Annotated in this window: 19 protein-coding genes; 7 read left to right on the top strand and 12 right to left on the bottom strand. The window is 63.8% G+C overall.

The window, feature by feature from the left end; all coding sequences use genetic code 11:
- The first annotated feature begins 1 nt into the window (after position 1).
- The 7 genes from EN851_RS00320 (at position 2) to EN851_RS00285 (ending at position 6,920) form a co-directional block, all read left to right on the top strand.
- Positions 2 to 796, top strand: a complete 795-nt coding sequence (locus EN851_RS00320; RefSeq protein WP_135928295.1) for an FAD binding domain-containing protein — start codon at positions 2 to 4, stop codon at positions 794 to 796.
- Positions 797 to 905: 109 nt separating this feature from the next.
- Complete coding sequence (locus EN851_RS00315) at positions 906 to 1,388, top strand: (2Fe-2S)-binding protein (protein ID WP_135866259.1); 483 nt, start codon at positions 906 to 908, stop codon at positions 1,386 to 1,388.
- Positions 1,389 to 1,400: 12 nt separating this feature from the next.
- Positions 1,401 to 2,768, top strand: a complete 1,368-nt coding sequence (locus EN851_RS37645; protein ID WP_135866257.1) for a xanthine dehydrogenase family protein molybdopterin-binding subunit — start codon at positions 1,401 to 1,403, stop codon at positions 2,766 to 2,768.
- A gap of 1 nt (position 2,769) precedes the next feature.
- Positions 2,770 to 3,771 carry a molybdopterin cofactor-binding domain-containing protein gene (locus tag EN851_RS37640; protein ID WP_135928294.1) on the top strand — a complete coding sequence of 334 codons (1,002 nt, stop codon included), beginning with the start codon at positions 2,770 to 2,772 and terminating at the stop codon, positions 3,769 to 3,771.
- A 9-nt stretch (positions 3,772 to 3,780) separates the two neighbouring features.
- Positions 3,781 to 4,662, top strand: coding sequence for a MoxR family ATPase (locus tag EN851_RS00300; protein WP_135866255.1), 882 nt, complete (start codon positions 3,781 to 3,783; stop codon positions 4,660 to 4,662).
- A gap of 234 nt (positions 4,663 to 4,896) precedes the next feature.
- Positions 4,897 to 6,033, top strand: coding sequence for a VWA domain-containing protein (locus tag EN851_RS00290; RefSeq protein WP_135928293.1), 1,137 nt, complete (start codon positions 4,897 to 4,899; stop codon positions 6,031 to 6,033).
- Entirely contained in the window at positions 6,033 to 6,920 is an 888-nt protein-coding gene (locus EN851_RS00285) for an amidohydrolase (protein ID WP_189521737.1), read from the top strand. Before EN851_RS00290 ends, EN851_RS00285 begins: the two co-directional genes overlap by 1 nt.
- 51 nt (positions 6,921 to 6,971) lie before the next feature.
- Here EN851_RS00285 and EN851_RS00280 read toward each other — a convergent pair whose 3' ends face one another.
- From EN851_RS00280 to EN851_RS00225, 12 genes are all read right to left on the bottom strand, one after another.
- Positions 6,972 to 8,237: an ABC transporter substrate-binding protein gene (locus tag EN851_RS00280; protein WP_135928291.1), complete on the bottom strand. Its 1,266-nt coding sequence runs from the start codon at positions 8,235 to 8,237 to the stop codon at positions 6,972 to 6,974.
- A 26-nt stretch (positions 8,238 to 8,263) separates the two neighbouring features.
- The gene (locus EN851_RS00275; protein ID WP_135916696.1) at positions 8,264 to 9,094 is read right to left on the bottom strand and encodes a carbohydrate ABC transporter permease; all 831 of its coding nucleotides are present in this window, start codon (positions 9,092 to 9,094) and stop codon (positions 8,264 to 8,266) included.
- Positions 9,091 to 10,014 carry a sugar ABC transporter permease gene (locus EN851_RS00270; RefSeq protein ID WP_135928290.1) on the bottom strand — a complete coding sequence of 308 codons (924 nt, stop codon included), beginning with the start codon at positions 10,012 to 10,014 and terminating at the stop codon, positions 9,091 to 9,093. The genes EN851_RS00275 and EN851_RS00270 overlap by 4 nt, the downstream gene beginning before the upstream one ends.
- The gene (locus EN851_RS00265) at positions 10,007 to 11,164 is read right to left on the bottom strand and encodes an ABC transporter ATP-binding protein (RefSeq protein WP_135928289.1); all 1,158 of its coding nucleotides are present in this window, start codon (positions 11,162 to 11,164) and stop codon (positions 10,007 to 10,009) included. Before EN851_RS00265 ends, EN851_RS00270 begins: the two co-directional genes overlap by 8 nt.
- Positions 11,161 to 11,997 (bottom strand): metallophosphoesterase, encoded by an 837-nt coding sequence (locus tag EN851_RS00260; protein ID WP_135928288.1) that lies wholly within the window; start codon positions 11,995 to 11,997, stop codon positions 11,161 to 11,163. The genes EN851_RS00265 and EN851_RS00260 overlap by 4 nt, the downstream gene beginning before the upstream one ends.
- Positions 11,998 to 12,236: 239 nt before the next feature.
- Positions 12,237 to 12,647 (bottom strand): carboxymuconolactone decarboxylase family protein, encoded by a 411-nt coding sequence (locus tag EN851_RS00255; RefSeq protein ID WP_127278345.1) that lies wholly within the window; start codon positions 12,645 to 12,647, stop codon positions 12,237 to 12,239.
- Positions 12,648 to 13,037: 390 nt separating this feature from the next.
- Entirely contained in the window at positions 13,038 to 14,534 is a 1,497-nt protein-coding gene (locus EN851_RS00250; RefSeq protein ID WP_135928287.1) for a sugar ABC transporter ATP-binding protein, read from the bottom strand.
- On the bottom strand, positions 14,534 to 15,589 hold the full coding sequence (locus EN851_RS00245; RefSeq protein ID WP_135928286.1) for a hypothetical protein: 1,056 nt from the start codon (positions 15,587 to 15,589) through the stop codon (positions 14,534 to 14,536). Before EN851_RS00245 ends, EN851_RS00250 begins: the two co-directional genes overlap by 1 nt.
- Complete coding sequence (locus EN851_RS00240; protein WP_135928285.1) at positions 15,586 to 17,709, bottom strand: SMP-30/gluconolactonase/LRE family protein; 2,124 nt, start codon at positions 17,707 to 17,709, stop codon at positions 15,586 to 15,588. The genes EN851_RS00245 and EN851_RS00240 overlap by 4 nt, the downstream gene beginning before the upstream one ends.
- A gap of 256 nt (positions 17,710 to 17,965) precedes the next feature.
- Entirely contained in the window at positions 17,966 to 18,991 is a 1,026-nt protein-coding gene (locus EN851_RS00235; protein ID WP_015317085.1) for a sugar ABC transporter substrate-binding protein, read from the bottom strand.
- A gap of 87 nt (positions 18,992 to 19,078) precedes the next feature.
- A complete protein-coding gene (locus tag EN851_RS00230) occupies positions 19,079 to 20,065 on the bottom strand; it encodes an ABC transporter permease (protein ID WP_135928284.1) in 987 nt (328 codons plus the stop codon).
- A 271-nt stretch (positions 20,066 to 20,336) separates the two neighbouring features.
- Complete coding sequence (locus EN851_RS00225; protein ID WP_135928283.1) at positions 20,337 to 21,770, bottom strand: DHA2 family efflux MFS transporter permease subunit; 1,434 nt, start codon at positions 21,768 to 21,770, stop codon at positions 20,337 to 20,339.
- Positions 21,771 to 21,817 lie beyond the last annotated feature (47 nt).

Below are 21,817 nucleotides of genomic sequence, written 5' to 3'. Positions count from 1 at the left end.
CATGGCACTGGCGCTGCAGACTTTTACAACGGTAAAGGACGCCAATGCTGCGCTGACGGCGGCTGGCAGCCGCTATCTCGGCGGCGGGACGCTTGTAGTTCGAGCCGCCAATGAAGGCGATATCTCCGTCGCCACTCTTGTCCGCGCCACCGACCCAGCCCTGTCCACCATCGCCCTGTCCTGCGGCAAGGTCCGCATCGGCGCCTCGGCGACCATGGCGGAGATCGCCCGCCATCCGGAGCTCGCTACCCTTGCCAAGGCCGCGCGCGCCGTCGGCGGTCCGGCGATCCGCAACATGGCGACTGTCGGCGGCAATCTGTTCGCGCCGTCGCCCTATGGTGATTTTGCCGTAGCCCTGCTGGCGCTCGACGCAACGGTCGGCACCGATGACGGCGACACGCCCATCGAAACCTTCCTGGCCGGGCGGGACAACAGCCGCGCCATCGTCACGTCGGTCAGTTTCATGCTTCCGAGGGCCGGCAGTTTCCGCTTCCTCAAAGTGTCTCGGGTCAAGCCCAAGGGGGTCTCGGTGCTGAGCATTGCGATCGTTCTCGAACAGGCTGGAAACGGGACCGTCTCCTCGGCGCGGATCGCGCTCGGCTGCATGGCCGATCGGCCGGTGCGCGCCAGGGCGGCGGAAAACGCACTGCTGGGAAAAACGCTTGATCAAGACGGCATCGCGGCAGCGCTGGCCGTCGCCACCGAAGGCACCGCGCCGATCACCGATCCAATCGCCAGCGCCTGGTACCGCGCCGAAGTGCTGCCGGTCCATCTCGGCCGGCTGCTGCTCGGCTGATGCTTGTCGCCCAAAAGTGTGAAGCGGTTCTGGGAGAACGACAAGCACAAAAATGAACACGTCGGGGGGCGCGCGCTTGCCCTGCGGGGCAGGCGCGCAAGGAGGAAGAATGGCAAAGGTCCCGGTTCAATTCACGCTCAATGGCTCTGAAAAGGCCGAATTCGTAGACGGCGGCACCACGCTGCTCAACGCCTTGCGCGACAAGATCGGCGACACCTCGCCGAAGGGCGGCTGCCACCAAGGCACGTGCGGTGCCTGCTCCGTCATCGTCGACGGTGAGTTGAGGCTCTCCTGCCTGACGCTGGCCGAAACCTGCAACGGCGCAACGATCACCACCACATCGGGCCTTGCCGAAGGCGGCGTGTTGCACCCGCTGCAGCGCGCCTTCCTCGACACTTTCGCCAGCCAATGCGGCTTCTGCACGCCGGGCATGATCATGGCCGCCAAGGTGCTGCTCGACCACACGCCCAACCCCAGCCGCGACGAGGTCGTCGAAGCGCTGTCCGGGAACATCTGCCGCTGCACCGGTTACGAGCCGATCATCCAGGCGGTGCTCACCGCCGCCCGCGCCAACTCGCAGAACGCGGCCTGAGGGACCAAAAGAATGGAACTGCGCAAGAGCTACTTCGCCGATGTCCGCAAGGACGATCTGCACGAGATCGGCCAGGCCCGGCCACGCTCGGATTCGCCCGGCCACGTCACCGGCAAGACCACCTTTTTCGCCGACCGTAACTTCCCCGGCATGCTGCATCTGAAGATGGTGCGCAGCCCGCACCACCATGCCCGCATCCGCTCGATCGACACCTCCGAGGCCGAAAAGCATCCGGGCGTCGTCAAGGTGCTGACGGCCAAGGACGTGCCGCACAATGTCTACACCATCCTGATCTTGATCCAGATCGGACCCGAGGATGAGACGGTGCTGGCCGACGGCAAGGTGCGCTGGAAGGGCGAGGCCGTGGTGGCGGTGCTGGCCGAAACCGAGCGGGCCGCCCAGGAAGCCGCCGCCAAGGTCAAGGTCGACTACGAAGTGCTGCCAGCGGTGTTCGACATGGAGGAAGCACTGAAGCCCGGCGCGCCCATCGTCAACGAATATCACGGCCAGAATTATTACCTCTATGACAGCGGCGAGTGCCGCAAGGTGCGCTTCGGCGATGTCGAGGCGGGCTTTGCCGAGGCCGATCACGTGCTGGAGCAAAGCTATCAGTCGTCACCCATCGAGCACGCGCCGACCGAGACCACCGGCTGCGTGGTGGCGCCCGAAGGCAATGATCGCTTCACCTGCTACACCAACACCCAGGCGATGTTCTTCACCCTCGACAACACTTCGATCATCCTGCAGATGCCGGGCTCGAAGCTGCATTTCGTCGGCGGCACCGTCGGCGGCGGCTTTGGCGGCAAGGTCGATGTCATCGTCGAGCCGATCGCCATCCTCGGCGCAAAATTAACCGGGCGACCGGTCTGTTTTATCTACAGCCGGGAGGAGGAGATGCAGATCTCCTCGCCGCGCGCGGCCGAAAAAGTCGTCATCAAAGACGGCGTCATGAAGGACGGCCGCATCGTAGCGCGCAAAGTCACAGGCTACACCGATGCCGGCGCCTACTCTCGCCACTCGCCCTATGGCGCGCAGAAGGGCGCCGGGCACTATCCCGGCCCCTACACCATTCCCAATGTCTGGATCGACACCTACTGCGTCTACACCAACCGCACCCCGTCGTCGGCCATGCGCGGCTTCGGCGTCACCATCGGCGACTTCGCGCTGGAGGTGCAGATGGACAAGCTGGCGCGGCTGATCGCCATGGACCCGCTCGAATTCCGCTTCATCAACGCCTATCGCGACGGCGACATGAAAGCGCATCGCCAGCCGACCGAGGGCGCGGCACTGATCGAGTGCATGCAGGAAGCAGCGCGCGCCGCCAACTGGCCGGTGGCGGAGAAATACATGGCGATGTCCTCCTACAAGAAGGGAGCCTGAGATGGCGATCCGGCGTGGACGCGGCGTCGCCGCGATCAACTACCCCACGGGCATGAATCTCGGCGGCGATCCGACCCAGGCGCTGGTGCATTCGACCCCGACCGGCAATTTCATGGTGACGCTTTCCAGTGTCGATCTCGGCCAGGGCATGAAGCAGATCATGGCGCAGATCTGCGCCGAGACAATCGGCGTGCCGACCGACCGCGTCGTCGTCGACACCGCCGACACCGACACCGGCCCGCACTGCATGGGCACCTTCGCCTCGCGCGGCACCCACCGCGCTGGCAATGCCGTGATCCAGGCCGCCAAGGAGGCCCGTCAGGTGATGCTGGAAGTGGCCGCTGAAGAGCTGGAGGTGAATGCCTCGGACCTCGAAACCGACGGCCAGGGCAACATATTGGTCAAGGGCGCGCCGCAAAAGTCGATCTCGATCTTCGACGTCGCGCTGTCGGCGCATTTCAAACGCGGCCGCTCGATCTCCGGCCGCGGCATGTTTTTGATCCCCCGCTCCTATCCGGAGAAGGAAACCGGCGCGATGAAGCCGTCGACCTGCTACGCGCATGCGTGCACGGTCGCTGAAGTCGAGGTCGACGACGAGACCGGCGAAGTGACCGTGCTCACCGTGAAGAACGTCTTCGAGATCGGCCGCGCGCTGAACCCGAAAATCGTCGAGCAGCAGCTGGTCGGCGGCTCCTGGATGGGCATCAGCCACGCACTCTACGAGACGACCGAGCCCTATTATCCCAACCGCGACCATGGCGGCACCGATTTCAACCAGTATTTGATGCCCGGTCCCGGCGACCTCGCCGAGACCGAAATCATCGTTCTGGAGCGTCCGTCCGGCGACGGACCATATGGCGCCAAGGGGCCGGGCGAAATGTGCGCCAACCCGCAAATACCGGCGGTCGCCAATGCCGTCTTCGACGCCGTCGGCGTGCGCATCGACACGCTGCCGATCACGCCGGAGCGCATTTTGCGGGCGCTGAAGGCGCAAGCGAACTGAGTGCCGAAAATGCCCGAGGTGAACACCGAGACTGTCGCGACCTCGCCGGAGGCGGTGGCACAGCATCTCGCCGCCTCGCGCTATCTGGCCGACGAAAGCCTCGCCACCGCCATCTTTCTTGCTATCCGGCTCGGCAAGCCGCTGCTGCTCGAAGGCGCGCCGGGCGTCGGCAAGACGGAAGCGGCCAAGGCGATCGCCGCGCTGCTCGGGCGCGATCTGGTGCGGCTGCAATGCTACGAAGGCATCGACGCCGCGCACGCGCTCTACGAATGGAATTATCAGCGCCAGTTGCTCGCCATCCGCGATGCCGGCGAGCACGAGATCGACATCTATGACGACCGTTTCCTCATCGCCCGTCCGCTGTTGCAAGTACTGAAGGCGCCGCAGCAGCGTGTGCTGCTGGTCGATGAGATCGATCGTTCGGACCATGAATTCGAAGCGCTGCTGCTGGAGTTCCTCTCCGACTTCCAGATCAGCATTCCCGAGCGCGGCACCATCCGTGCCGAGGCACAGCCGATCGTCGTGCTGACCTCGAACCGCACCCGCGAACTTGCCGAAGCGCTGCGCCGCCGCTGCGTCTATCACTGGATCGGCTATCCCGACGCCGAACGCGAGGCCGCCATCATCATGCTGCGCGCCGGCGATGTGGCGCAGGCCACTGCTCGCGCCGTGGCGGCGGCTGTACAGACCATCCGCGCCCGGCCGCTCGCCAAGCCACCCGGCATCGCCGAGGCGGTCGAATGGGCCAATGCCGCGACCATTCTTGAAAAAGGCGGTAGCCCCTGGCCGGAAGCCTTCCGCCGCGCCATCGGCGTGCTGATCAAGGACGAGGAAGACCTGTCCTACATCGCGCCGGAGCTTGGCCGTATCGTCGAGGAGGCGCTGGCGTGATGCGGGGAGTCAACGAGCCTCTGTCTCTAACGTCGGCGGGACAGCGCCCCCCTCTGTCCTGTCGGACATCTCCCCCACAAGGGGGGAGATTAGCAACCTCGGCGCTTCGCTCAATCCTGCTACGTTGGAGATTGGCGAAAGCCGGGATGACATCCGATCTCCCCCCTCGTGGGGGAGATGTCCGGCAGGACAGAGGGGGGCGCGAAGGAACGCAACGGTCGGAATATTTCTGCCATGCCGCGCGACCGTAGCCTACCTCCGGCCTCGGCACCCTTCCTCGGCTTCGCCCGACTGCTGCGCCAGTACGGTTTCGCCATTGCCCCCGAACAAGCCTCCGGCTTCATGCAGGCGATAACCTTGCTTGGCCCCCGCTCGATGGCCGATATCCGCGAGGCGGCCCTTGCCACGTTGGCGCCGCCGCCGGATCGCCGCGACGAATTCGAGGCGCATTTCCAAAGCCATTTCTACGGCAACACATCAGCCGTTGTCGAAGGCGACGCCGACGACGAGACCCGCATCAAGGATGATGGCGGCGCCGACGACGAACGGATCGAAGCCGAGCAGCAACAGGAAGGCGGCGAACTGTCCTCGGCGCTGGAGCAGTTGAGCACCCGCGACTTCCAGCGCGACGACGACAGGCTGACCGCCTTTCGCCGCCAACTGTCATCCGCGCTCCCCGCGCGTCGCTCGTTTCGCACCGTGCGCACCCATTCACGCGGCAAGCTCGACCTGCGCCGCTCGCTCAGGGAAATCGTCAGCGCCGATGGCGATGTCCCCTCGCCGCTGCTGCGCCGCCGCCAGACCGTGCCGCGCAAGCTGCTGATCCTCATCGACGTTTCAGGCTCGATGAAGTTGCACACAGCGGACTATCTCAAGCTGGCGCATGCCGCCGTGCAGGGTGCTGACCGGGCAGAAATATTCACCTTCGGCACGCGTCTGACCCGCATCACCACGGCGTTGCGCGTCCGCGACCGGGACCAGGCGCTGGCGCGCGCGGCCGCCCAGGTCGACGACTGGGACGGAGGCACCCGCATGGGGCCGACGCTGCTTGCCTTCCTCTCCGTGCCGCGTTTCTCCTCCTTTGCGCGCGGTGCGGCCGTCGTCATCCTGTCCGACGCGCTGGAGCGCGGCGATCATGCCGAACTGGAAACGGCCATCCGCCGGCTGAGCGCCCGCGCCTTCCGGTTGTCGCTGGCGACCCCTTTGGCCGGCGACCCTCGCTTCCGGCCGGAGACCGCCGCGCTCGGCGCCATCCTGCCAGTGCTTGACGATCTGGTTGACGGCTCGTCACTTGCCGGTCTGACCGATTTCATCCTGTCGCTTGCCCGCCCCGCGCCCGTGGCGGCGGCAATCTGGAAGAGGGTATCGTGATGCAGAAAGCCATCGACGCGCATTTCCACATCTGGCGCCAGCAGGACCAGCCCTGGCTGGTCGGGCCGATGGTGCCGCGCATCTTCGGCCCTTACGAGCCGATCCGCCGCGATTATCCTATCGAGGAGTTTCTCGCCGACCAGCAGGGTTCCGGCGTAGAAAAAGCGGTCTATGTCCAGACCAACTGGGCCAAGGAGGATTTCGAAAAGGAAGTCGCCTTCCTGCAGAAAACGGCTGACGAGACCGGCTGGCCGCACGCTATCGTCGGCTATGCCGACATGACGGTCGACGATGTCAGGCCGCAGATCGACCGCTTGAAAAAATATCCGCTGCTGCGCGGCGTGCGCATGCAGCTGCACTGGCACGAGACGCCGGCCTTCCGCTTCGCTGCCTCGGCCGACCAGGTGATCGACCCGAGAGTGCGCGCCAATGTCGCGCGGCTGAAAGATTACGACCTGTCCTTCGACCTGCAGCTCTTCCCCGCCCAGATGAAGGACGGACTGGCGCTGGTCGGCGAGAATCCGCAAACCAAATTCATCCTCACCCATGCCGGCATGCTGACCGGCATGGACACGGAAACCACCGAGGCCTGGAAGGCCGGCCTGCGCACGCTGTCGGCTGCGCCCAATTTCTATGCCAAGCTCTCCGGTCTCGGCACTTTCGTCCACCGCAACGACCCGGCTCTCATCGCCTATATCGTCGACAACGCGATCGACATTCTCGGAACCGATCACCTGATGTTCGGCTCGAACTTCCCGATCGAAAAGCTGTGGACCAGCCACGCCGAACTGATCAAGGCGCACCGCGATGCGGTGGCGAAGCACGGTCCGGCCGCCGAGGCGGATATCTTCTGGAATACGGCGGAGCGGGTGTATCGGCCGGCTTAACGCAGCGGTCTTCCTTCCCCTTGTGGGAGAAGGAAGAGCCGCCGTGCTTCCTTATTGCGTGGGCAGCATGCCTTCGACGTCGCTTGCAGCGTCGCCGAGCGCCTCCTTGGGCGTTGCCGACTGGTCGACGATCCGCGACAGATTGTCGACGATGGTCTGTGTCACCTTCACACCGTTGGTGCCGGGGAAAGCATACCACGGAACCATCAGCGGCATTTGGCTCAGACCAGCCTGGAACAGCGGGTTCTTCTTGTAGAAATCGCCGAGATATTCCGGCGATTTCGCCGCCAGTTCGTTGTTGGGGACATAGCCCGTGCCGGGCACGACGACCGACGCGCCATAAGGACCAGCGGCGAACTTCGCGAACTTCCAGGCGGCGTCCTGCTTGGCCGCGTCCTTGGTCAGGATGACCACGGCGTTGCCGCCGGTCGGCAGATGGCCGTTGACCGGATCGATCAGCGGGATCTTGGCCGTGCGCAGCGTGAACTTGTCGCCGACATTCTTGATGGTGTTGACCAGGGCGCCGGTGGTCTGGAATTCGAAGCCGACCTTGCCGGCCGCGAACGCTTGCTCGCCAGCCGGCTTGGTGAAGACCGGCATGCCGCCCTCCTTCACCATCCGCTCCAGGATCTCGACGGCCTTCTCGCCTTCCGGCCCATTGAAGGCGACCTTGCTTTCGTCCTCGTTCAGCATCTTGCCGCCAGCGCCGAACAGCAGCGCCGAGAACATCCAGTCGTCGCCCTGCCAGCGGAAGTCGATGCCGTCGACGCCATTGCCGAGCGCCTTGATCTTGCCGCCGAGCGCGATGACCTCGTCCCAGGTCTTGGGCGGGTTATCCGGATCGCCGCCGGCGGCCTTCACCAGGTCGGCATTGTAATACATGATCGGGTTCGAGGTGGCGAAGGCGAGGCCGATCTGCTTGCCGTTGACTTGCGCCAGCTTCAGGATCGTGTCGGAGAAACCGAGTTCCGCCATGTTGCCTTCCTTCTTGACCAGCGGGCCAAGATCGACGGCAACGTCGCCCTCGTTCAGCATGCGCAGGCGATTGAGGCCGATGAAGGTGATGTCGGGCATCTCGTCGGTGCCGGCCTGGCGAAGGATGGTCTGGATGCCTTCCTCATAGGTGGCGGACGGGCTGGCGAACTGGATCTTGATGTCGGGGTCTTCTGCCATGAACTTCTTCGAGATCGTGTCCATCACGTTCTTGAAGAAGCCGGGCATCGGATAATGAACCGTCAGCGTCGTGTCGGCATAGGCCGGAAGGGCGAAGGTCAGCGAGACCGCCGCCGCTGCAAGAATCCTGGGAAGTTGCTTCATGTGCTCGTGCTCCTGGTTCGACCCGGTCAGCCTTTGAGACCGGTCATGGTGATGCCTTCGACGAAGCGCTTCTGTGCGAACAGGAAGGCGACGACGAGTGGGAGGGTGATGATCAGCGTTGCGGCCATCAGTGCGCCGTAGTCGTCGCCCGCCTCCGCGGCGCGGAAATACATCAGGCCGAGCGGCGGCGTGGCGTAGGCCTGCTTGCTGACGACGATCAGCGGCCAGTAAAGGTCGTTCCAGTGCGCGACCACAGAGAAGATCGCGAAGGCGGTGACGGCCGGCCAGGCGTTGGGAACGATGACGCGCGCGACGATGCCCAGTTCTGACATGCCGTCGAGCCGCGCCGCGTGGATGAGATCGTCGGGCATGGCGCGGAAGAACTGCAGGAACATGAAGATCGCGAACACCGAAATGGTGAAAGGCGCCACCAGCGAGGTATAGCTGTTCAACAGCGACATCCTGTCGAAGGCGACATAGAGCGGCAGCGCCGTGGCGTGGATCGGCACCAGCAGGCCGAGCATGACCAGCACCATCATAAATCGCGCCGCGCGGAATTTCAGTTTGGCCATGGCGTAGGCGCAAGGGATGGCGACCAGCACCTGAAAGAAGAAGATCAGGCCGCACACGATGACGCCGTTCCACAGCAGCGTTGCCATCGGCACCTTGGCAAACGCCTTGGCGAAATTCTCGGCGAAGTAGAAATGCTCGGGGATGAGCGACAGCGACGAGGTGAAGATGTCGCTCTGCGTCTTGCCCGCCGTCGAGATCATGAAGATATAGGGGGCAAGGATCATCAGCGCGCCGAGCGAAAGCAGCGCGAAGCGGATGAGGCGGCCGGCCGGGATGCTGGTCATGTGTAGTGCACCCGTCGGTCGAGCACGCGGTACTGGAGAAGCATCAGCACGACCAGGATCGCCAGGAAGACGACCGTCATCGCCGAGGCATAGCCGACGCGCAGATAGACGAAGCCTTCCTGGTAGATGGTGAACAGCAGCACTTCGGACGCCTTGTTGGGACCGCCATCGGTCAGCATCTTCACGGTCTCGAAAACCTTCACCGCATTGGTGATGCTGATGGTGACGACGAACAGCGTCGTCGGTCCGAGCATCGGCCAGGTGACCAGGAAGAACCGGTCGAGCGCCGATTTCGCGCCATCGACGTGGGCGGCGGCGTAGAGCTCGCGCGGGATAGCCGTCAGCCCCGCCAGGAACAGCACCATGTTGAAACCCACCGACTGCCAGATGCCGATGATCGACAGGCTGTAGAGCACGGTGTTCGCGGCCCCGAGCCAGTTCGGACCGGGAATGCCGGCGAGGGAAAGCAGCGCGTTGATCGGCCCGATCGTCGGGTGGAAGAGATATTGCCAGACCGTCGCCATGGCGACGATCAGCGAGGCCACGGGGAGGAAATAGACGGTGCGGAAGAAGCCGCGCGCACGCGGTTCACCTTCGATCAGCAAGGCGACGCCGAGACCGAGCACGATCGAGACCGGCGCCACGATCGCCGTATAGACCGATGTGTTCCACAATGATTTGCGGAAGGTTCGATCGGTGATCAGATGCGCGTAGTTCTCGAAGCCGACCAGGCGAAATTTGCCGTAGCCGAGTTCGAAATCGGTGAAGCCGAGGAAGATGACGGCAACCACCGGCAGCAGTACGAACAGCAGCAACAGCGCGATCGCTGGAGCCGCCAGCAGCCAGGCGGTGCGGTCTTCGCTGCGCCGATGAAGTGCCGCTGCATCCGAAGCGCGGCCCGCCAGCACGATGCTAGACATAGGCCGGCTCCTGCCGCGTTGGCGCGGCACTTGCCGTACGCAGCCGCCGTCCCTCCGGCCCGAAGACCATGGCCTGTTCGGGGGACAGAAGGATACCCACCGGCATTCCCGCAATCAGGTCCCTCGCCTCATGCGGCGCAAGCTTGGCGATGACGACGTCGCCGGACGCGTCGAGCCGGCAATGGGCAATGACCTCCGACCCGAGGAATTCCAGACGCTCGATCCGCCCGGCAAGTCCGCTCCGCCCGCTGGGCGACAGCTTGACGAATTCAGGCCGGATGCCGAGACTGACCGGGCCGTTCGCCACTTTCTCCAGCAGGGCAAGCCGGATGCCCGAGAAATCGACGCGGCCATTCTCGGCGAGCGCCGGTATGATGTTGATCCTCGGCTGGCCGACGAAGCGGGCGACCTCGATATGGGCGGGATCGTTATAGATCGCCTCGGGCGCGGCGAGCTGCAGCAGATTGCCGCCGATCATCACCGCCACGCGGTCGGCCATCGACAGCGCCTCGGCCTGGTCATGCGTCACATAGAGCGTCGGCACGCCGGCGCGGCGGTGCAGTTCGACAATCTCGCCACGGGCATGGACGCGCAGATTGGCATCGAGGTTGGAGAGCGGCTCGTCCATCAGGAAGATGCTGGGACGGCGCACCATGGCGCGCGCCAGCGCGACGCGCTGCCGCTGCCCACCTGACATCTGACCAGGCTTGCGGTCGAGCAGATGATCAATCTTGAGCACCGTCGCCATGTCGCGGACATCGCGCGAAATCCCGGCCCGGATCTCCTTCTGGCCCGGCAGGGCCGAGCCGACCAGCGGCAGGCGCTGCGTCCGGCTCAGCCGCTTCATGGCCAGCGGAACGGCAATGTTCTGGCCAGCCGTCAAATGCGGATAGAGCGCGTAGGACTGGAACACCATGGCGATGTTGCGGTCGGCCGCGGCGACCGCCGACATGTCCTTGCCGCCAACGAAAATCTCGCCGCTGTCGGCATGATCGAGCCCAGCGAGGATGCGCAGCAAGGTGCTCTTGCCGCAGCCCGAGGGGCCGACGAGAGCGATGAACTCGCCCGCTTCGACATCGAGACTGACGCCGTTGAGGACGGCGTTGCCGCCGAAGGCCTTGTTCAGGCCGCGAAGCGAAAGCGCGCTCATGACGCGACCTTCCTGCGGACCTTGTGCGCCTCGTGCGGGTAGACCTCCTCGACCACGTCATCGAGGACATGGATGATCATGCCGGGGATTGCGACGATCTCGCTGATGACCGTGTCGTCGAATTCATGGACGACGGCGCCAAGCAGCCGCTCGCCCGGCATGTCGCGCTCCATGTCGCCGACGACGAAGGCCGCCGACGGGCCCCATATCAGCGAAGTGTTTTGGTATTTCCCTTGCCATGCCCGGTGCAAGTGCCCGCTGGCGAACAGCGCGACATCATGGGTGGCAATCAGATCGTAGAGACGCTGCCGCTGTGCCGGGCGGATGCTCCAGTAACCGGTGTCGCCCTCGCCCGGCTCATCGATGAACAAGGGCTTGTGGGCGAAGAGCGCGACGCGCCGGCCGCCACGGCTTTCCAGCGCCGCGCGCAGCCATTCGAACTGGTTCTCTTCTTCGGCATCATCAAAGCCCATCAGCAAGCTGTCGAGGCCGATGAGCCGCCAGTTTCCGGCGTCCTCCATCCAATAGTCGGGACCAACCAGCCGGCGCCAGCGCTCGAGACGTTCCGCATTGACCGGCTGCAAGGAGCCGGGCAGATGGCCGACATCGTGATTGCCGGGCAGAAGCAGCATCGGGACTGAGATTTCCCGCATCAGGTCCATGCAGAAGCTGATGTCGGCATCCTTGTCTGCGCCATCGACGCTGAGATCGCCGGTATGGATGACGAGGTTCGCACCGCTCTGCTCGATCCAGGCGGCGAGCGGCTGCCAATTGCCGTTGAAATGCGGCTTGGTCGGGCTGAAATGGGTATCGGTGATCTGGACGATTTTCATGCCGGCTCCACTGCGAGAGCCTGCTGCCGGAAAACCACCGGGCGACCTCGCGTGTGGCTTCCTTAGTGCCGTTACATGTCACTTCCTTAACAGCGTGGGGACAAATGTTCCCATCGCGCCGATGGGCCGGCTGGCCGCCGGCGCGGTTCAGCGTGCGATAGAATTGCCGAACCGCTCCAACTCTTTGTTTTTGCGTAATTTCAGATGGAAGGCCGCTATGCGCGTTTCCCGGAACGGCTCTAGCTTTTCACCTCGAATTGCGGATCGACTGGAATCTGCATCGCCGTAACCAGATGATTGGTCTGGCCGGCGAGCCCGATGATCGACACCAGCTCGCCGTGCTGCGCGTCGGTCATGCCCTTGGCGCGCGCCGCCGCCGTGTGCGAGTGGACGCAGTAGGAGCAGCCATTGGCCGTCGACACCGCGATGTAGATCATTTCCTTGGTCAGCGGATCGATGGCGCTGTCCGCCACCATCACCGCCTTCAACTGTTCCCAGATCCGCTTCAGCGCCGCCGGATCATTGGCCAGCCCACGCCAGAAATTGTTGACGAAATCCGATTTGCGCGTCGCCCTGATGTCGTCGAACACCGCCTTCACCGCCGGGATTTTCTCGACCTCGGCATCGCTGAGGAGCTTTGTGGTGGCCATGATCGGGTCCTTTCGTTTGGATGAATAAGGTCGTTGAAACAAGTTTCGAGCAAATGCGGCGGCTAACCAACTTTTTTGACTCGGTTTTTGGCGCTCAATGGCGTGGCGCCTTGAAGGTTGGCCGAAGCACTTAAACTTCGTCATCCCTGGGCGAAGCAGGCGCGAAGCGCCGTCGCGGAGACCCTGGGTTCCATGCCGCGACTTTCACCGTAGAGTGCAGCGGAGCCAAATCCTGCACCATAGCAGCGCTTCTGAGTCTCGGCATGGATCCTCGGGTCTGCGCCGCGTCGCTACGCTCCTTGCTCCGCCCGTGGATGACGAAATGACGGATGCCTCAGCTAGCCTCCGGTGTTCGATCCAATGGTGCGATCATCCACCTTGTCTCGCCACCTAATGCACCGCCGCGTACATGATCCTCTCCTCCGTCGCCTCCGCCGGCGAAAACTCCTCGACGATGCGCCCTTGGCGGCAGACCAAAATGCGGTCCGACAGGTTCATGATCTCCGGCAAATAGGAAGAGATCACCACCACGGCCAATCCCTCATCCGCCAGCCGGTTGATGATCTGGTGGATCTCGGCGATCGCGCCGACGTCGACGCCGCGCGTCGGCTCGTCGAAGATGACGATGCGCGGCTTCTGCACCAGCCCCTTGCCGATCACCACCTTCTGCTGGTTGCCGCCGGAGAGTTCGACGACTCGCGCATTGTCGTTGATCGCCTTGATGTTCAGCGTCTTGGTCCATTCCGCCGAAAGCTGCCGCATCTCCTGCTGGTTGATCACCCAGGCCTTTTCACGGCCCGCCGCCAGCAGCCCGCCGAACAGGTTCTCGGCGATGCCCATCGTCTCGAAGATGCCTTCGCTCTTGCGGTCCTCGGTGACATAGACGATGCCGTCGGCCACCGCTTGGCTCGGCACGAGATAGCGCACCGGCTTATCGTCCAGTTCGATCGCACCGCCGCGCAAAAAATCGCGCTTGTAGATGCCCGACACGATCTTGAACGTCTCGGTGCGGCCCGAGCCGATCAGGCCGAACACGCCGGTAATCTGGCCCTCGAAGATCGAGAAGGAATTGTTGCGCACGACATTGCTCATCGAGATGTCCTGCACCGAGAGCACTTTCTTGCCGGCCTTGCGCAGCCTGGCCTCATCGCGCTGGCGGTAAATCTGGCCCGACAGCGTGCGCCCGACCATGGCGGCGACGATCTTGTCGCGGTCGAAGGCCGAGGTGTCGTCGGTGATGACCAGCTCGCCGTCGCGCAGGATGGTGATGCGGTCGGCAATCATCAATGCCTCTTCCAGCGCGTGGCTGATGAAGACGATCGAGACACCGTTCGCCTTCAGCCGCCGGATCAGTGCGAAGAAATGCCGCTTCTCCTCCGGCGTCAGCGTCGCCGTCGGTTCGTCGAAGATGATGATCTCGGCATTGTGGTGCACGGCGCGCGCGATCTCGACCATCTGCCGCTTGGCCGCGCCCAGCGTCGCCACCATGGCGTTCGGATCGACCGGAAAATTCAGCGACTGCAGGAACTGCTGTGCTGAAATATACGTGCCGCGCAGCCGGTTGAGGAATTTTTCAGTACCGAGATAGAGGTTCTGCGCCACCGTCATCGACGGCACCAGGCTGGTCTCCTGGAACACCATGGCAATGCCCGCTTCGAGCGCGGCATGCGGTGAGGCGTAGGCGATCTCCTGGCCCTTATGGAACATCTTGCCCGAGGTGGCATCGACCACTCCGGCGATGATCTTGGTCAGCGTCGACTTGCCGGCACCGTTCTCGCCGAGCAGCGCATGGATTTCGCCCTTGCGTAGCTCGAAGGTGACGTTCTTCACCGCGGGCACGCCGCGGTAATTCTTGGTGACGTTCTCGAGGCGAACGATCGGTTGCATCAGAAACCTCCCGAGGCAAGGTCGACGGCCAGCACGCAGTCGCCGCCCTTCGAGGCGATCAACAGCCCTCCGTCCCTTTCCGCCACGCTGCAGATGCCGTGGCGCGTGCCGTTGGCGCGGCTGTGCAGGCTGAACCGCGGCTGCATGTTTTGGTCGAGCCTGACCACCAGCCCGTAGGAGCGGCTCGGCGACCACGGCTTGTGGATGCCCATGGTTCGGATGCCGCCGCATTGCAGCGGCTCGAGGAAGCTGCGGTTTGAGGCCAACGCCGGCGCGATCCAGTAGGCCGGCGGCACCTGTCCGATCATGTCCTGGCGATAGTGCGTTTCCTGCAGCACGAATTCGATCAGCCGGTTGCGCGGCGCGAACAGGGCCAGCCACGCGCCACCATCGCCGGCCGGCGACAGCCGCGCTGGATAGCCGGGCAGATGCGTCAGCACGGTCGAGCGATCGCCGGTCGTGCCATCGAAACGGACGAGCTGGTGGCGCCAGCTCTCGCTCACCAGCACGTCCCTACCGAGGGGATGGAGCCCGTAAGGGAACGCAATGTCGCCGGCCAGCTTGCTGAACTCACCGCCTGCCGCATCCCGCTTCCAAAGCGAACCGGAGGCGCCCTTCTTCATCAGATCGGCGGCCCATTGCGACGGCGTGTGCTCGGCCGACCCATTAGCCAGCCAAAGCCCGCCGTCCTCGGCATAGGCAAGAGCGGTGATGCAACGGATTCCGGCTGGCAGCGACACCTCCCTGCCCGCGATGAACAGCTTGCCGCTCTCCAGCCCTACCGTGAGTTCGCCTGAAGGCGACAGCGACAGCGCCGTGACAGGAGACGGAAAGGTCTCGACCACGGCGGGTTCCACACCGACAGCAATCCCAAGGACGGCGTTGCCGCTTGAGGCGAGCAGCCGGCCACCGGCAACCAGCAGATTGTCGGGCTCGGTCAGTTCGGCGAAAGCCGGCGCATCATCGAGCCGCGTGTTCGGCCGGAAAGCGCCGTCGAGCGGCGGGATGGTCACTGCCTTGCCGCGAAACATATCCAGGATCGGATCGAGGATCACAGCTGCGCCCCCCAATAGGAAGCGGGGCTGGTCCAGTTCGGGTCGGCACCCCTGATCTTGTAGCGGCCGATGCGGTTGTTGAGGATGCCGCCGACGAAGAGATATCCCTTGTGCTCGCGCATCGAGGTGACCATCGGGTGCGCGCCGCCCGTCAAGTCGCCCATCGCCTCGACGATGCCGCCCTTCTCGTTGAATTTCACCACGCCGCCGGTGTTGATGTTGGGAAACAGCCATTCGTCCTGCGGCAGGCGGCGCGTCATGCGCTTGCGCATGTCGGGATGGCGCAGCGAGAGGTCGAAGCTCGGCGTGCGCATGCCCAGCCACGCCATCCAGTAATTGCCGTCGGAGGCCCGATTGATGTTGTCGGGATAGCCCGGCATGTCGCGGATGACGCATTCGGCGGTGCCCGCCTTCGGCCCTTCCAGCCAGTAGCGATGCACGCGGCAGGCCCAGCTTTCGGCGAAGAACAGCGACTTGCCGTCATGCGCCATGCAGACACCGTTGGTGTAGCGATAGCCGTCGAGCAGCGTCTTTGTCGAGCCATCCCTGGGATCGTAGACCAGCAGCCGGCCGGTGGCGCGGTTCTCGATCGAGTCCAGCGCCCAGTCATGCGCGTCATAACGCTTGGTCGAGTCCGTGAAATAGATGCGCCCGTCCGGCGCGATATCGCAATCATTGGGATCGCGCAGCCGTGCATCGTCGACGATCGACGTCCAGGAACGCGACGTCTCGGCCGACAGACGCTTCACCTCGCGCTGCGGTGAAACCGAATACAGCCCCATGGCGCCGGCGCAGCTGATCAGATTGCCCGATTTGTCAAACGCCAGCCCCAGCGGGAAACCGCCAATATGGGCGAACACTTCCGACCTGACATAATCGGGCGCGAAGAAGCGGACGATCTCGCCATGGCGGGTGCCGCAATAGAGATTGTCGTCGCGGTCGAGGATGACGTCTTCCGGCCCCTCCAGTTCGCCAAGCCCGATATGGTCCGCTGACGACAACCGGTCGTCGAGCGCGTAAGGCGTGCCCGAGCCCGGCACCGCGGACTGTGTTTCGCCCATCTTGAGATAGACCGGCGCGACATAGACCTCATTCAACACCTTGTGGCGGTTCTTAAGCCAGCGGATGTCGATGGTCACAGCCACCGCAAGCATGATGCCCAGCACCATCTGGTTGGTGCCGGTGCCGTAGCCGAGCCGGATCAGCCCGTTGGTCATGGTCAGCACGATGATGGCGCCCATCAGGCCCTTGATCACCGAGCCGCGCCCGCCGCCGAGGCTGACGCCGCCGACCACCGCCGCCGTCAGCGCCATGATCTCCAGATTGAGGCCGGTGCCCGGCCCCGCCCCGCTCAGCCGGCAGGCGATGAGAAAGCCGCCGATCGAGGCGCAGAAGCCGGAAAAGACATAGGTCATGAACACGGTGCGGCGCACCCGGATGCCGGCATTGTGCGCCGAGCGGCGGGAACCGCCGACCGCCAGCACATGCCAGCCGGGCCGCGAGCGCGTCAGCGCGATATGGGTGACGATGGCGAGGATGATTGCCAGCCACACCGAGACGGAGAGCCCCCAGAAGGTGCTGTCGCCGATGAAGTCGAGCACATCCGATGTGGCCGTCGAAAGCTGCACATCGGCTGCATAGGTGGTGACCAGGATGTCGAACAGCGCCCGCCCGAAGATGAAGGTCACCAGCGTGGTGAGGAAGGCGCGCAGCCTGAGGTACCCGACGAGGTATCCATTGATGGCACCGAAGATCAACCCAGTGGCGAGCGAGGCGGCCAGCGCCAGCCAGATCGACTGTTCCAGGATGAAGAAGACATAGACGGCGGAGAAACAGGACAGCGCGAAGATCGAGCCGACCGAGAGATCGATGCCGCCGCCCAGCATCACCACGGTCATGCCGGTGACGACCATCGAGAACTCGCCGAGCTGACGGGTCGATTCCTGCAGCGAGGAGAGCTTGAAGAAGCCCGGAATGATCGAGCCGAAGGTCGCCAATGTCACCACCAGCGCCAGGAAAGGAATGGCGTTGTCGGTCCAGCGCTTGGTCAGGATCTCGCCGACCAGATGGTCGGGCACAAGATTGTAGCGCCAGGACTGGAGGCGTTCGCGAAAGGTCATCGGCTGCTGCTATTCCATGAGAAAAAGGGCCGGGTTGCTCCCGAGGCATGGCGTCGGGTAATTCTCGATCTCGCCGCTGCCCTCATCCGCCTGCCGGCACCTTCTCCCCGTATAGAGACGGGGAGAAGGGAAGCGCACTAACGTCGGCGTCCCCCTCTCCCCGTTCTTCACGGGGAGAGGGTAAGGGTGAGGGCAGCGCAAACCGCTAGCGATTAGAGATGGCCCAAGCCACCTCGCTGACATTAACCGCGCGACACTATTTCGCCGCCGCCTCGGCCTGCAGCGCCTTCAGGTCCCAGCAGCTGTCGGGCTTGAGGTCGGCCTTGGTCGTCGCCTTCTCCAGCGTGTAGATGTAGGTGTGCGAGGTTCCGGCTGGCTGGCCGCTCTGCAGCAGGAATTTTATGATGGCGTTCATGTCGCCCGACTGGCGGGCAAGATCGGTCATCACCACGGCGCCATAGGTGCCGTCGTTCAGCTTGTCGCAATCGGCCGCCTTTTCGCCGCCGCCGGTGGTGACCAAAAACACCTTGCCGTCGAGCTTGGCGTCGCGGATCGCGGCGGATGCGCCGGTCGCGTCACCATCCCAGAAATCGATGATCGAGCAGATGTCGGGGTTCTGCTGCAGCATGGTCGTGGTCACATTGCGCGAGGTCGTGGCATCCCAGTTGGAGTCGGGCTTGGCCACGACCTTGAAGTCGGGATGCTTGTCCAGCACCTTCATGATGCCGGCATACTGGTAGAGGCTGGAAGAATTGGCCTGGTCGCCCTGCACCAATCCGATTTTCTTGGACGAGTTCTCGCCGCAACCCTTGATCGCCGCTTCAGCCTCGAGCTGGCCGAGGCGGTCCCAGTCGCTGCCGACAAAGGCGTCGGCCGGAAAATTCGCCGGATTGTCGACGAGGATCACATAGGTGCCGGCCGCCTGCGCCTTCTTCATCAGCTTGGAATAGGAGTTGAGGTCCGGTGCGTGGATGATCAGCACATCTGGTCTTGTGTCCGAAGAGATCGCATCGGTGATCGCCTGCGCGCCGGCATCGACCACCCAGTTCGGATCGCGCGTCTCGAACGTGCCGCCCCAGGCCTCGACCTCCTTCTTCAGGTAATGCGCCCAGCCCTGCGCCAGGTCGAAGCCCATCGCCAGCGGCACCAGCATCACGCGCTTGCCCTTGAGTGCCTGCGCGTAAGCCGCCGGTCCCGGATCGTCAGCGGCGAAGGTCGGCGCCACGAAGGCGGTGACGGCAAGGGCCGTGGCAGCCGCCATGAGTGTTCTGATCAGTTTCATGTGTCATCCTCTGGTTCGGTTTTCATTGCCGGCAGATCGTTCCGATCGCACCGGGTACCCCGAGCAAGATGGGCTAGCCCATCTGCGCTAAATATCGCCCTGCTGCGCGGTCTGTTCGTCGCGCGGATTGATGATGCCGTCGACGATGATGGCGCCGAGCAGGATCGCCGCCTTGATCAGGTTCTGGTAGAGCAGCGGAATGTCGATGATGGTCATGGCGTTGAGCAGGATGCCGATCAGTGCTGCGCCCACCAGCACGTTGCGCACCCCGCCTCGCCCGCCCGACAATCCGATGCCGCCGATCACCGCCACCAGCACGATGTCGTAGAGCAGCGTCGAGTTGACGACCCGCGTGTTGATCGAATGCAGGCTGGCCGCCGTCAAAAGGCCCGCGATCAGCGCCACGAATGCGGAGAGCACATAGCGCAGCACCAGCATCGGCCGCACCGGAATGCCGATGTTGCGCGCCGCTACAGGATTGTCGCCGGCGAAATAGATGTAGCGGCCCCATTTGGTGTAGCGCAGGAACAGGAAGAACAGGAAGGCGAGCCCGGCGAAGACGAACACCTCGATCGGAACGTCGAGAAAGCGCAGGCCGCCGAGCAGTTCCACCCAATGGCCCTGAGGCACCGGCACCGCATCCTGGGTGATCAATTGCGAACGCACATAGCCGAAGACGAAGGAGCCGGTCGCCAGCGTGACGAAGATCGCCGGCACATCGGCATAGGCGACGAGAAAGCCGTTGAGCAGGCCGATGGCGAGCACGCCGGCCAGCACATAGGCGAAGGCCAGCCCGTCCGGCGTTCCGATGTTGAGCAGTTGCAGGTACCAGGCGACCGACATGGCCATGATCGCCACCGCCGACAGGTCGATGCCGCGGCCGATGATGACGACGGCCATGCCGAGCGCCAGTATGCCCAGCACCGACACCGAGCGGACAATGGCGACGAGATTGTTGGGATCTATGAAACCCGGCAGGCCAATTGCGGCGGCGACGAACAGCACCACCGCTATGGCAAAGACAATGCCTTCCTGATTCAGGCTCCTGAAGTTCAGCCAGCCGGCCATGTTCATTGTCTGCTTTCACCCCGATGGCAGCGCTGCCACCCCTGGGTCGAAAACTAATCGGCTCAGCGTCGCTTCGTCAAATGAATCCGCGGTCAAAACGTGGGCTTGCGATGAGATTCGCAAAGTGGACGCATTGATTGCCGAATCTGGCGCAATGCCCGGAAACTTAAACGCTTTTGGCAATTGTTTGCACCATCGCAGCCATTCGCGAAAGCGTCACACCAAGGCGAAAGGCGAAGACGGAATTTAACCCCGCCATGGGCGGGAAAATTCGATTTCAGTTCCCGGCAATATGGCCCGAGACCTCGGCGCCGGCGGTCCTCGGCAACACCAGGAAACGAAACGACGCCACCAGCCCGATGACGCCGATCACCAGGAAGGCTGCTCGAAAATCGACGAGATCGAGTGCCGGCCGGCCTCTCGCGATCTGCGACAGGTTGAGGATCGCCGCCGCCACGGCAACGCCGAACAGCATCGCCACCTGCTGCAGCATCGAGGACAAGGTCGCTGCGGAGCTCCGCTGCCCGGCGGCGATATCGGCGAAGGCCAGCGTGTTGAGCGCGGTGAACTGCATCGAGCGCGACAGGCCGGCAATCAGCATCAGCGCCACCACCAGCGCCTGCGGCGTCTGCGGCGAGATCGCCGCGCAAGCCATGATCGATGCCGACGCGATGATGCCGTTGACGACCATCACCGAGCGAAAGCCGAAGCGACGCAGCATCGGCGTCGTCACCGTCTTCATGCCGAGATTGCCAAGGAAATAGGCCAGGATCATCATGCCGGCGTCGACGGGCGAGAGGCCGAAGCCGACCTGGAACAACAGCGGCAAAAGGAACGGCGTGGCGTTGATCGCAACCCGGAAGATGGTGCCGGCGGCAAGCGTCGAGATGGCGAAGGTCTGCACCTTGAACGACGACAGGTCGAGCAGCGGATGCGGCGCGCGATGGAGATGACGCACCGCCAGCCATCCGACGACGATCCCCGCCGCGATCAGCCCCACCGTCGGCAAGGCGCCATCCTCCGGATGCGCGATGCGCTCCAGGCCATAGAGCAGGCAGGCGAGCCCCAGCGACGTCAGGAAGAAACCCGGCCAATCGAGCGGCTTGGGATCGGCTTCACGGTCACCGGGGATGAAGCGGGCGACCAGCGCCAGCCCGATCATACCGAGCGGAATGTTGATGAAGAAATTCCAGTGCCAGGACAGATAGGTGGTGATGAAGCCACCGAGCACCGGCCCGACGACAGGCGCGAACAGCGCCGGCCAGGTGATCAGCGCCGTGGCGTTGAGCAATTCGGATTTCGACGCGTTGCGCAGCACCAGGATGCGGCCGACCGGCGTCATCAGCGCGCTGCCCAGCCCCTGCACGGCACGGGCAATGACGAATTCGGTCAGGTTCTGCGAAAAGCCGCAGGCAAGCGAAGCCAGCGTGAACAGCGCGATGGCGACGAGGAAGATGTTGCGCGCGCCGAAACGGTCGGCGAGCCAGCCCGACAGCGGCACGAACACCGCCATGGTCAGCATGTAGACGGTGATGCCGATGCTCATCGCCACCGCCGGCACGCCGAACGATTCCCCCATCTGCGGCAGCGAGGTCGAGATGATCGTCGAATCCAGCAGTTGCATGAAGAAGGCGATGGCGACGATCAGCGCCACGCGCCGCGAATTCCCGGCTGGGTCGGCTGAAGCTTCGGTCTCGGAAATGGCAGTCATGACGGACCGCTTTGAACAGCATTTGGCCGATGGCGTCCAGACAACAG

This window comes from Mesorhizobium sp. M8A.F.Ca.ET.208.01.1.1 (assembly GCF_004791315.1).
Taxonomy (GTDB): Bacteria; Pseudomonadota; Alphaproteobacteria; order Rhizobiales; family Rhizobiaceae; genus Mesorhizobium.
Note: the sequence above shows the minus strand (reverse complement) of the source record. Positions and strands in the feature narration are given on the sequence as shown.